The organism is Telluria sp. ZT3P26 (assembly GCF_059686035.1).
Genome location: NZ_JCASII010000001.1, coordinates 635,976 through 647,825, shown reverse-complemented (window position 1 = coordinate 647,825; position 11,850 = coordinate 635,976). Strand labels below are relative to the sequence as shown.

The following is an 11,850-nucleotide window of genomic DNA, read 5'->3' as shown; positions in this document are numbered from 1 at the left end:
TTAGCGTCCGAGCCGTCGTTCCAGCGAAGGCTGGAACCCAAGTTTGCCTGCACCCTGGCGCGCACGAATCAATCGGCTACGCGAAGGACTTGGGTTCCCGCCTGCGCGGGAACGACGGTTCATGAGCATTACTGGGTCACCGGATTCGGCTTGTTCTGGTCGATGCCGTACTTGGCGATCGCCTGCGACACGATGGCGCGGTCGATCTTGCCTTCGTCGGCCAGTGCGCGCAGCGATGCCACCGTGATGTAGTAACGGTTCACTTCGAAGAACTCGCGCAGCTTGACGCGCGAATCCGAGCGGCCGAAGCCGTCCGTGCCCAGCACTTTGTAGGTGCGGTCCTTCGGCATGAAGCCGCGGATCTGCTCGGCGAACATGCGCATGTAGTCGGTCGTCGCGACGATCGGGCCACTGGTGGCGGCGAGCTGCTCGGTGACGAACGGCACGCGCTGCGGCTGCTCCGGATTGACCATGTTCCAGCGTTCGCAATCGTTGCCGTCACGTGCCAGCAGCGTGAGCGACGGCGCCGACCACACGTCCGCATCGACGTTCCAGTCGTTCTTGAGCAGTTCGGCCGCAAAGATCGACTCGCGCAGGATGGTGCCGCAACCGATCAGCTGGACGCGCTGGGCGTTGTCCTTGCCGCCCTCTTGCAGCAGGTACAGGCCCTTGAGAATGCCCTCTTCCTGGCCAGGCTTGAGGCCCGGCTGCGGGTAGTTCTCGTTCATGATGGTGATGTAGTAGAACACGTCTTCCTGTTCTTCCACCATGCGGCGCAGGCCGTCCTGGATGATGACCGCGACTTCGTGACCGAAGGTCGGATCGTACGGCAGGCAGTTCGGCACGGTCGCAGCGATGATGTGGCTATGGCCGTCTTCGTGCTGCAGGCCTTCACCGTTCAGCGTCGTGCGGCCGGCGGTGCCGCCCATCAGGAAGCCGCGCGCACGGATGTCGCCCGCCAGCCAGACCAGGTCGCCCACGCGCTGCATGCCGAACATCGAGTAGAACGTGTAGAACGGGATCATCGTGCGGTTGTTCGACGAGTACGACGTCGCTGCAGCGATCCACGAGCTCATGCCGCCCGCTTCGTTGATACCCTCTTGCAGGATCTGGCCTGCCTTGTCTTCGCGGTAGTACATCACCTGGTCGCGGTCGACCGGCTCGTACAACTGGCCCTGCTGGTTGAAGATGCCGATCTGGCGGAACAGGCCTTCCATGCCGAAGGTACGCGATTCGTCGACCAGGATCGGCACGATGCGCTGGCCGATGCTTTCGTCCTTCAGCAGGCTCGTGATCACGCGCACATACGCCTGGGTCGACGAGATTTCGCGGCCTTCCGGGGTTGGCTCGAGCACGCCCTTGAACGATGCCAGTGCCGGCACGGTCAGCTTTTCGTCCGACTTTTCACGGCGCTGTGGCAGGTAGCCGCCCAGTGCCTTGCGGCGCTCGTGCAGGTACACCATTTCGGGCGCATCGTCGGCCGGCTTGAAGAACGGGATGTCGGCCAGCTGGTCGTCAGGGATCGCAATATTGAAGCGGTCGCGCATGTCGCGGATCGCCTGGTCATCGAGCTTCTTGGTCTGGTGCGCGGTGTTGCGCGCCTCGCCCGACTTGCCCATGCCGAAGCCCTTGACGGTTTTCACCAAGAGGACCGTTGGCGTGCCCTTGTTCTCCTGCGCATTCTTGAACGCGGCGTAGATCTTGTGCGGATCGTGGCCGCCACGGGTCAGGCGCCAGATGTCGTCGTCGCTCATCTTCGACACCATCTCGAGCAGCGCCGGATCCTTGCCGAAGAAGTGCTTGCGCACGTAGGCGCCATCCTTGGCCTTGTAGTTCTGGTATTCGCCGTCGACCGATTCCATCATCACGCGCTGCAGGATGCCGTCCTTGTCCTGGGCCAGCAGCGGATCCCACTGCGAGCCCCAGATGACCTTGACGACATTCCAGCCGGCGCCGCGGAAGTCGGCTTCGAGTTCCTGGATGATCTTGCCGTTGCCGCGCACCGGACCGTCCAGGCGCTGCAGGTTGCAGTTGACGACCATGACCAGGTTGTCGAGCTGCTCGCGCGCGGCCATGCCGATCGCGCCCATCGATTCCGGCTCGTCCATCTCGCCGTCGCCGCAGAAGACCCAGACCTTGCGGTTGTCGGTCTTGGCGATGCCGCGTGCGTGCAGGTACTTCAGGAAGCGCGCCTGGTAGATCGCCATCAGCGGGCCCAGGCCCATCGAGACGGTCGGGAACTGCCAGAAGTCCGGCATCAGTTTCGGGTGCGGGTACGACGACAGGCCCTTGCCATCGACTTCGCGGCGGAAGTTCAGCAGCTGCTCTTCGGTCAGGCGGCCTTCGAGGAAGGCGCGGGCGTAGATACCAGGCGACGAGTGGCCCTGGATGTACAGCAGGTCGCCGCCGTGGTCTTCGGTCGGTGCGTGCCAGAAGTGGTTGAAGCCGGTGCCCAGCATATTGGCCAGCGAGGCGAACGACGAGATGTGGCCGCCCAGATCGCCGTCGGCGCGGTTGGCCTTGACCACCATCGCCATCGCGTTCCAGCGCATCCACGAGCGCAGGCGCTCTTCGTATTCGAGGTTGCCGGGCGAGTTCTGGTTCAGGTGCGCGGGAATCGTGTTGACGTACGCGGTGTTGCTCGAGAACGGGACGTGCGCGCCGCGACGGCGCGCCAGGTCCACCAGGCGCTCCATCAGGTAATGGGCGCGTTCCGTTCCTTCATGTTCGATCACCGCCTCCAGCGCATCGAGCCATTCCTTGGTCTCGATTGCATCCGGATCGTTGGCGGTTTGCGAGGTCAACTGGTCGAGTTGAGCTGCCATGTCATGCGTCTCCTAGTGTGGTACGCCCCATCCGATCCCTGCGCAGGCTGGCGGCGGTTGATGAAATTCGAACTATCTTTTAGCTAAACCATCAGATTCTAACAGTGGACTTCCCCATTTTCAAACTATGATATTCGATTTCATAATGTGAAAACCTATGCTGCAACTGCACAATTTGTATAGGGAAACGTTGAACTTCCTGCCATCAAACATCGTATACCGAAGCGCCTGAAACACGGCAGAAATGGGCATTTTCAGCTTCGCGCAAGGGCCGACAGCGACCGGCAAGACGGGCGTGGGCCGTATAATTCTGTTTTTGTCCAGCGACGAGCCTCCCACCATGCCAGCCCAACACATCGACGGAATCCTCCTTTCCCAACAACTGCGCGCCGACATCGCCGCGCGCACTGCCAGGCTCACCGCAGCCGGCAAGCAGCCCGGCCTGGCCGTGATCCTGGTCGGCGAAGATCCTGCCAGCCAGGTCTATGTGCGCAACAAGGTCAAGGCCTGCGGCGACGTGGGTTTCCATTCGGTGCTCGAAAAATACGACGCCGACCTGAGCGAGGCCGCCCTGCTCGATCGCATTGCAGCATTGAATACCGACCCGGCCATCCACGGCATCCTGGTGCAGATGCCGCTGCCGAAGCACATCGACCCGAACAAGGTCATCGAAGCGATTTCGACGGCCAAGGATGTCGACGGCTACTCGGTGCTGTCGGCCGGTGAACTGATGACGGGCCTGGAAGGCTTCCGCCCCTGCACCCCGTACGGCTGCATGAAACTGATCGAAACCACGGGTGTCGACCTGCGCGGCAAGCACGCCGTCGTCATCGGCCGCAGCAACACCGTCGGCAAACCAATGGCCATGCTGCTCTTGCAAGCCAATGCCACCGTGACCATATGTCATAGCGCGACCGCGGATCTGGGCTATCACACCCGCCAGGCCGATGTCGTGGTGGCCGCTGTCGGCCGCCGCAATACCCTGACCGCCGATATGGTCAAGCCGGGCGCGATCGTGATCGACGTGGGCATGAACCGCGACGACGCGGGCAAGCTGTGCGGCGACGTCGATTTTGCCGGCGTGCGTGACGTGGCTGGCCACATCACCCCGGTGCCGGGCGGTGTGGGCCCGATGACGATCACGATGCTGCTGCAAAACACGGTGGAATCGGCGGAACGCGAATTGAAGAACCAACGCTAACGAATCTGGAAGGACTATTGATGACGAACGAAACGAGCAATCCCCTCCTCGACTTTTCCGACCTGCCGCGCTTTGACGCGATCAGGCCCGAACATGTCACGTCCGCCATTGACAGTCTGATCGCTGAGGCGAACGCCGTCGTGGCCCAGCTCGAGGCGCCGCTGGATGAGGTTACCTGGGCCACGCTGGCCCCGCTCGACGACGTCGGCGAGCGCCTGGGCCGCGCCTGGGGCGTGGTCGGCCACCTGAACCACGTGGTCGACACGCCAGAACTGCGCGCCACCTACAACGAGAACCAGCCGAAAGTGGTCGAGTTCTCGACCGCGCTGGGTCAGAACGAGGCGCTGTTCACCAAGTACAGGCAGCTGCGCGAAAGCGCCGGTTTCGACGCGCTGAGCGACACCCGCAAGCGCATCGTCGAGAACGCGCTGCGCGACTTCCGCCTGGGCGGCGCCGAACTGGCCGCCGACAAGAAAGAACGCTTTGCCGAAATCCAGGAAGAGCAGTCGCAGCTGTCGACGCGCTTTTCGGAAAACGTGCTCGATGCCACCAACGACTACAAGCTCGTGGTCGACAGCGAAGCCGAACTGGCCGGCCTGCCGGACGACGTGAAAGCTGCTGCGAAAGCCGCCGCCGAACGCGATGGCAAGACCGGCTGGCTGTTCACGCTGCACTTCCCGTCGTACTTCCCGATCCTGCAGTTCAGTACCAACCGCGCGCTGCGCGAAACGATCTACCGCGCCACCGCGACCAAGGCGTCCGACGCTGGCATCATGTTTACCGATGTCGCAAAGTGGGACAACTCGTCCAACATCGTCAAGTTGCTGCAACTGCGCAATGAAGAAGCAAAGATGCTCGACTACGGCAGCTTTGCCGATATCTCGCTGGTGGCCAAGATGGCCCAAAGCCCGCAGCACGTGATCGAATTCCTGGAAGACCTGGCGCGCCGCGCCCGCCCGTATGCCGAGAAAGACCTGGCCGAACTGCGCGCGTTTGCGCGCGACGAGCTGGCAATCGACGACCTGCAATCGTGGGACGTGGCCTTCGCGTCCGAAAAGCTGCGCGAGCAGCGTTACGCGTTCTCGGCCCAGGAAGTGAAGGAATACTTCCCCGAGCCGAAAGTGGTCGCCGGTTTGTTCGGCGTGATCCAGGAGCTGTTCGGCGTGACCGTGCGCCCGGACGACGCGCCAACCTGGCACCCGGACGTGCGCTTCTTCCGCATCGAGCGTGACGGCCAGCTGGTCGGCCAGTTCTACCTCGATCTGTATGCGCGCGCCGGCAAGGCCCAAGGCGCGTGGATGAACGATGCGCGCGGGCGCCGCCTGCTCCACGGCGGCACCGTGCAGACGCCAGTGGCGTACCTGGTCTGCAATTTCACGCCGCCGGCAATGAAAGATGGCGTGCTGCAGCCGTCGCTGTTCACGCACGACGAAGTAACCACACTGTTCCACGAATTCGGCCACGGCCTGCACCATATGCTGACCGAAGTCGAAGAACTGTCGGTGTCGGGCATCTCGGGCGTTGAATGGGATGCGGTGGAACTGCCATCGCAGTTCATGGAAAACTTCTGCTGGGAGTGGGACAAGCTGCAGCAGATGACGGCGCACGTGAAAACAGGCGAGCCGCTGCCACGGGCGCTGTTCGACAAGATGACGGCCGCAAAGAACTTCCAGTCCGGGATGCAGACGCTGCGCCAGGTCGAGTTTTCACTGATCGACATGCACCTGCACTACGACTTCGACGCGCACAACGGGCAAGTCCAGGCGCTGATCGACGACGTGCGCCGCAACTTCGCGGTCATCACGCCGCCGTCGTTCAACCGCTTCCTGCATTCGTTCAGCCACATCTTCGCGGGTGGCTACGCAGCCGGCTACTACAGCTACAAGTGGGCCGAAGTGCTGTCGGCCGATGCCTATGCTGCATTCGAAGAAGCGGTGGTCGATGGCGGCGCCGACCTGTTCGAAACGGGCCGGCGCTTCCAGCGCGAGATCCTGGCGGTGGGCGGTTCGCGCCCGGCGCTCGATTCATTCAAGGCCTTCCGCGGCCGCGAGCCATCGATCGATGCCTTGCTGCGCCACAGCGGCATGAATGCCTGACCAATTGGATTGACCCTGTCGGGAGTGTTAGCGCACTCCCGATTTTCCATAAGCGCCCATGACCCGCATCGACTTTCATACCAATATCCCGGATAAGCTGGCCTATGCCTGCCGCCTTGCGCGCAAGGCATATGGCGCGCGCGCCAAAATCGTCGTGCTGGCCGATAGCCCCGAACAGGCCGACGCCTTGAATGCGGCAATGTGGACCGTGTCGGATACTGATTTCATTCCGCACGTGATGGCAGGCGATTCGCTGGCGCCACAAACGCCGATCGTGATTACCGATAATGAAGACAGCGAGCTGCCGCACCACGATATGCTGGTGAACCTGACGCGCCGCAGGCCGCGCAATTTCACGCAATTCGCGCGCGTGTTTGAAATTATCTCGATCGATGAAGAAGACGCCGCCGAAGGCCGCAAACGCTATATCGCGTATAAAAAAGAATCCTATCCCCTGACCCACTTCGTCGCAGGACAGTCATGAGCCACGATCCCGCTTTCGATGCAAGCATTCCCGTCCTGACCGAGATCGTCGCGGAACCAATCGTGCCGGACGTGCCGGTGACGCCGCCTGCGCCAGTCACGGACGCCGCGCCGCACGATGCGCCAGAGGCGCTGGAACAGCGCGCCGTCGACCACTGGAGCGGCGAGCAATGGAGCGTGATGGAGCGCCGCGTCACCGGGCGCGTCCTGCAGCAATTGCAGGGCCGGATCGATTTCGTGCTCGAACAGCGCCTGCGTGACGGCATTGCCGACGCGGTCGACAAAGCGATGGCCAGTTTCTCGGCCGATATTCGCAGCAGTCTCGGCGATACACTGAGCGACGTCGTCACGCGCGCAGTTTCGCAGGAAATCGCGCACATCAGAATGCTGGACAAATAAATCTGCACCACTGGCCATTCTGCCTTCCATTTGATTCGAAATTAACCCCGCGCACGATTGTCATTCCAATTTGACGATTCAATAGTAAAATCCCTGCGCGGCTCTTCGAAACGAATCGAATCACCTAATCAAGGAAGAAACAAAATGGCAAACATCAATCTGTCGGGTTATAACCTCGCCGAACTGAAAGGTCTTCAATTCGATATCGAAAAGGAGATCAAAAACCGCCAGCAGCAAGACGTAAAGAAAGCGCGTGAGCAAATTCTCGAGATCGCCCAGAATATGGGCATCTCGGTCGAGGAACTGCTGGCCAAGGGCGGTACCAAAGCCAAGAAGACGGGCGGCGCCAAAGTCAGTCCGCAATATCACAACCCTGCCGACAATACCCAGACCTGGACTGGCCGCGGCCGTCAACCGAAATGGGTCGTTGAAGCACTGGGCAAGGGCAAGTCGCTGGACGATCTGCGTATTTAATACCGCAGCACCGATTGCGCAACACGTATTGACCGCACGCCGCCGCGACCTCTGTCCGGCGGCGTTTGCGTTTTCCCCTGTTCCATCCGTTCGCGTGTTTCGGCTAAGATCGCAACTTCAGCCATTCTCCGGTCGTCTTCGTGAAACGCACTCCCCTCATTGCAGCGCTTGCCGGCGCCGCCATCCTGGCCGTCGGCACCGTCTTCTGGTACACCGACCGGATCGAATCCCACAGCGGCGCCACCCCGGTGCTGACGGCGCCGGTGGCCACTACCCAGCCCTTCTGGCCCGCCCGCGTGCACCTGCTGGCCGGAGACGGCCAGGACGGCGCGCTGGATGGCGCCGCGCTGGCCAGCCGCTTCAGCGATCCGTATGGCGTGGCGATCGGCCCGCGCGGCGCGATCTATGTCGCCGACGGGGGCGAGGCCAACCGCATCCGCGTCGTCCAGCCCGATGGCGCCGTCTCGACGCTGGCTGGCGGCAAGGAAGGCTTTGTCGATGGCCTGGGCACTGCCGCGGCGTTCAATACGCCATCGGCCATCGCGCTCGACCATCTGGGCAACCTGTACGTGGCCGACACGGGCAACCATGCGATCCGCCGCATCGCGCCGGGTGGCGCCGTGACGACACTGGCCGGCAACGGCAGCCCTGGCTATGCGGACGGCATTGGCCGTGCAGCCCAGTTCAACGGCCCGGTCGGCATCGCGGTGGACGACGCCGGCATCGTCTACGTGGCCGATACCTACAACGACCGCATCCGCCGCATCGCCCAGGATGGCACGGTGACCACGCTGGCCGGCACCGGCAAGCCGAACCTGTTCGACGGCCCCGGCACGGCCGCGGCGTTCGACACGCCAAGCGCGCTGGCCGTCGACCATGACGGCAACCTGTACATCGCCGACACCGGCAACAACGCGGTGCGCCGCCTGCGCCCCGACGGCACGGTCGACACGCTCGCGCTGCCGCCCGAGGCCGAGCGCCGGCCCGCGCTGCGCCGCCCGGTCGGCCTGGCCGTCACGCGCGACGGCTACCTGTACATCGTCGCCAGTGCCGGCGGACGCATCCTGCAGATGACGCCGACGGGCGAATTCCGCCCGCTGGAGGATGCCGACCGCCCGCTCGAGCCGAACGGTTTCGGCAGCGACGGCACCGTGCAGCTCAACGGCCCGCGCGGCATCGCCGTCGCGCGCGACGGCAGCCTGGTGGTGGCCGATGCCAACGCCCACCGCCTGCACCGCCTGGCGCCGCCGCGTGCGGGCGAAGCCGCTCCGGTACTGGCGCGCCCGGCGCTGCAACGGCGCACGGCACCGATGCCCTGGCCGATCGGCCCGCAGGACACCGTCCATGAAGTGGTGGGCGTGATGGGCGAAGTACGCGGCACGTATGGCGGCGACAGCCGCGACCATTTCCACGCAGGCCTGGACGTGCGCGGCGACGTCGGCGCGACCGTGCTGGCGATCCTGCCGGCCAAGGTGACCGACCCGTATGCGAACTGGGGCTTCAACAACCTCGGCGAAGGCATGAGTGTCGGGCCGCTGTCGTACATCCACATGCGCGTGGGGCGCGACCCGCAAGGCCGCGCGCTCGATCCGCGCTTCCAGATCCAGCGCGAAGAAACCGCCAATGGCAAGACCACCGGTAAAGCCATGCGCGTGCGGGTGCCGCGCGGTACCCGCTTTGCCGTTGGCGACAAGCTCGGCACACTCAATGCACTCTCGCACGTGCACCTCGATTACTACCAGGGCGGCACGCTCGTCAATCCACTGACGCTGCCGTTCATCGGCTTCGTCGACACGGTCACGCCGACGATATCGCGCATCGCGCTGTATGACGCTGCCGGCAAGCGCATCACGGCGAAGAAGGGCCAGCCCCTGCAGCTGGACCGTACGCTGGGCGACGTCCAGATCGTCGTCAACGCCTATGACCAGGTCGATGGCAACCTGGCGCGCCGCAAGCTGGGCCTGTACAAGCTGGGCTACCAGGTGCTGCGCGCCGATGGCACGCCACTCCCCGGCTTCGAACAACCCGTCATCACGCAGGTCTACGACCGCCTGCCGCGCAACCCTGACGCCGTGAAAGCCGTCTACGCGCCCACCAGCGGCATCACGGTGTATGGCAGCGCGTCGACCCAGTTCGACTATGCGCTGAACAACCGCCTGCGCGATGGCAAAATCGAGACGGGCAGCTGGCGCATCGCCGACCTGGCGCCGGGCGAGTACCTGCTGCGCATCCACGCCGCCGACTATGCGGGCCAGGTGGCGCAGAACGGCCGCGACCTGGCGTTTGTGATCGAGTAAGCGCGCATATGCGCGCCACATAATATAGACCTTGATGTCTACTTTATATAGACATCAAGGTCTAGAGGTCATAACCTTGTCCTGACCCGGGAATGTTCCCGCTACGACAAGGATCATCATGCTCAAGATGTTTGCCGCCGCATTGGCCAGCGCTGCCCTGCTGCAGGCCGCGCCCGCCCACGCTGCCGACCTGCCCGCCTACCCGTTCATCCACGTAACGGCGGCTGCCGACCTGCACGTGATGCCCGATACGGGCGAGATCGACTTCGAGATCGTCGCCACCGATGCCGACCTGGACGCCGCATGGAAGCTGGTCCAAGAGCGCCTGGCAGCGGCCCGCGCGCTGCTGGCCGAACAGGGCGTGAAGGTCGAGGACATCTCGGTGCAGGACGTGCTGCGCCGCCCGCTCAAGGAGGGCGAGCGGGTGACGGCGATCGAAACCCGCGCCGCCGTGCACGCCACGGTGCGCGACCTGAACGGGTGGACGGCGCTGATCCGGAGCCTGATGGGTTTGCCCAATGTCGAAGCGCTGGCCGTGGCCTTCAGCCGCAGCGATGCCGACAGGATCGAGGCGGAACTCGTCAGCCAGGCGCTGGGCGCGGCGCGCGTAAAGGCGCAGAACATCGCGCGCGGCATTGGCGCCAAACTGGGCCCGGCCGGTGGCGTGGCGCTGGCGCCACTGAAGAACCTGTCCAACGCGATGGGCCTGGCCAGCGATGCGCCGCGCTACCCGTCGGTGTCGTCGCCACGCGATCCGCAGCTGGTGGGCGTGCAGAAATTCGTGCAGGGTGTGGACGTGATTTACCGGATCGCCAAGTAAGCTGCCCCGCCTTGCCGTGCGCCATGTCACGTGCCTGTCATGGAGATGTGAACGGATGAGTGCTCAGGCGTATGATGGACTCATCCACTGTCCACGAGAGGCACCAGCATGAGCAAGCACCATAAAACGAAGCACCTGACGCCTGAGATCGCGCCGGTCGCCACGCCCGATCTGACGGACGCAGTGACCATCACCGAGGCAACCGAGGCGACCGAGGCAGCCGACGAACCGCAGACGGACCAGCCGCTGCCGCAAGAGCCAGCGCCAGCGACAGCGACAGCGACAGCGCCAGAAGTCAAACAAGCACCGATCGGCGCCGTCAAGGCCGAACCGGTCCACCTGCGCGGGCGCATGACGCTCGAAGATGCGTTCCAGGCCATTGGCCTGAATTGTGTGGCGCAGATCGAAGCGAACGTGCCGGGCGTGCTGAAACAGCATGTCGAAAGCCTGCACCAGATGCGCGTTGGCCTGCGCCGCCTGCGCGCGCTGCTCGCGATGTTCGAGGAACTGGCGCCGCCGCCGGTGCCGCTGCATGCGAGTATCGAATGGCTGTCCGGCGAACTCGGTCCCGCGCGCGACTGGGACGTGCTGGCCGATTCCACGATCAAGCGCGTGCCGGGCATCGATGCGCAGGCGCTGCGCCAGGCCGCGCACGACCGCGCCACGGGTCACCACGCGCAGATCCTGCACGTGCTGCGCGATGCGCGTTACACCGAGCTGATGGCGCAACTGAAAGACTGGCTGGGCGAGCGCCGCTGGCAGCCGGAAGGCGGCCTGCCGAAGGATTCGCCGCTGCTGGAACGCGCCGAGAAAAGCGCCCTGCCCCTGCTGCGCGCGGCCGAGAAGCGGCTGGCCAAACGCATCGACGGGCTGGACGAAACCGATGCGCCGGGCCGTCACCGTGTGCGCATCGCCGCCAAGAAGGCGCGCTACGCGGCAGAATTCTTCCGCGACCTGCTGCCGGCGCAGCGCGTCAAGCGCTACCTCGGGCACCTTGAAAAGCTGCAGGACCGCCTGGGCGCACTGAATGACCTGGCCGTGGCTGACCAGCTGCTCGAAGAACTCAAGGGTGGCAGCAGCCAGGTCGCCAAGCAGGCAGCCTATGTGCGCGGCTATATCGCGGCGACGGGCGAAGCCGATGCGCAGGGGTTGTCGAAGGTGCTGGCCGATGTCGCCAAGCGCCGCATCACGCGCTGATCTGCACCGGCCAGGCTGAAAAGAAAAAGGCCCGGGATTCACCCCGGGCCAGACTACA

Annotated in this window: 9 protein-coding genes; 8 read left to right on the top strand and 1 reads right to left on the bottom strand. The window is 64.0% G+C overall.

What is annotated here, in order from left to right:
• Nucleotides 1–128 precede the first annotated feature (128 nt).
• On the bottom strand, nucleotides 129–2,825 hold the full coding sequence (aceE, locus tag AC56LN_RS02810; RefSeq protein ID WP_499569843.1) for a pyruvate dehydrogenase (acetyl-transferring), homodimeric type: 2,697 nt from the start codon (nucleotides 2,823–2,825) through the stop codon (nucleotides 129–131).
• Nucleotides 2,826–3,165: 340 nt separating this feature from the next.
• Between aceE and folD the strand changes: the two genes are divergently transcribed.
• The 8 genes from folD (at nucleotide 3,166) to AC56LN_RS02770 (ending at nucleotide 11,792) form a co-directional block, all read left to right on the top strand.
• Nucleotides 3,166–4,026: a bifunctional methylenetetrahydrofolate dehydrogenase/methenyltetrahydrofolate cyclohydrolase FolD gene (gene folD / locus AC56LN_RS02805; protein ID WP_499569842.1), complete on the top strand. Its 861-nt coding sequence runs from the start codon at nucleotides 3,166–3,168 to the stop codon at nucleotides 4,024–4,026.
• A gap of 20 nt (nucleotides 4,027–4,046) precedes the next feature.
• On the top strand, nucleotides 4,047–6,122 hold the full coding sequence (locus AC56LN_RS02800; RefSeq protein ID WP_499569840.1) for a M3 family metallopeptidase: 2,076 nt from the start codon (nucleotides 4,047–4,049) through the stop codon (nucleotides 6,120–6,122).
• Nucleotides 6,123–6,180: 58 nt separating this feature from the next.
• A complete protein-coding gene (locus tag AC56LN_RS02795; protein ID WP_482899944.1) occupies nucleotides 6,181–6,606 on the top strand; it encodes a DNA polymerase III subunit chi in 426 nt (141 codons plus the stop codon).
• Nucleotides 6,603–7,004, top strand: a complete 402-nt coding sequence (locus AC56LN_RS02790) for a DUF2486 family protein (protein WP_499569839.1) — start codon at nucleotides 6,603–6,605, stop codon at nucleotides 7,002–7,004. Before AC56LN_RS02795 ends, AC56LN_RS02790 begins: the two co-directional genes overlap by 4 nt.
• 144 nt (nucleotides 7,005–7,148) lie before the next feature.
• On the top strand, nucleotides 7,149–7,478 hold the full coding sequence (locus AC56LN_RS02785) for an H-NS histone family protein (RefSeq protein ID WP_499569838.1): 330 nt from the start codon (nucleotides 7,149–7,151) through the stop codon (nucleotides 7,476–7,478).
• Nucleotides 7,479–7,618: 140 nt separating this feature from the next.
• Complete coding sequence (locus AC56LN_RS02780) at nucleotides 7,619–9,775, top strand: virginiamycin B lyase family protein (RefSeq protein ID WP_499569837.1); 2,157 nt, start codon at nucleotides 7,619–7,621, stop codon at nucleotides 9,773–9,775.
• Nucleotides 9,776–9,893: 118 nt separating this feature from the next.
• Complete coding sequence (locus AC56LN_RS02775) at nucleotides 9,894–10,595, top strand: SIMPL domain-containing protein (RefSeq protein ID WP_499569836.1); 702 nt, start codon at nucleotides 9,894–9,896, stop codon at nucleotides 10,593–10,595.
• A 108-nt stretch (nucleotides 10,596–10,703) separates the two neighbouring features.
• Nucleotides 10,704–11,792, top strand: a complete 1,089-nt coding sequence (locus tag AC56LN_RS02770) for a CHAD domain-containing protein (RefSeq protein ID WP_499569835.1) — start codon at nucleotides 10,704–10,706, stop codon at nucleotides 11,790–11,792.
• The last annotated feature ends 58 nt before the right edge of the window (nucleotides 11,793–11,850 follow it).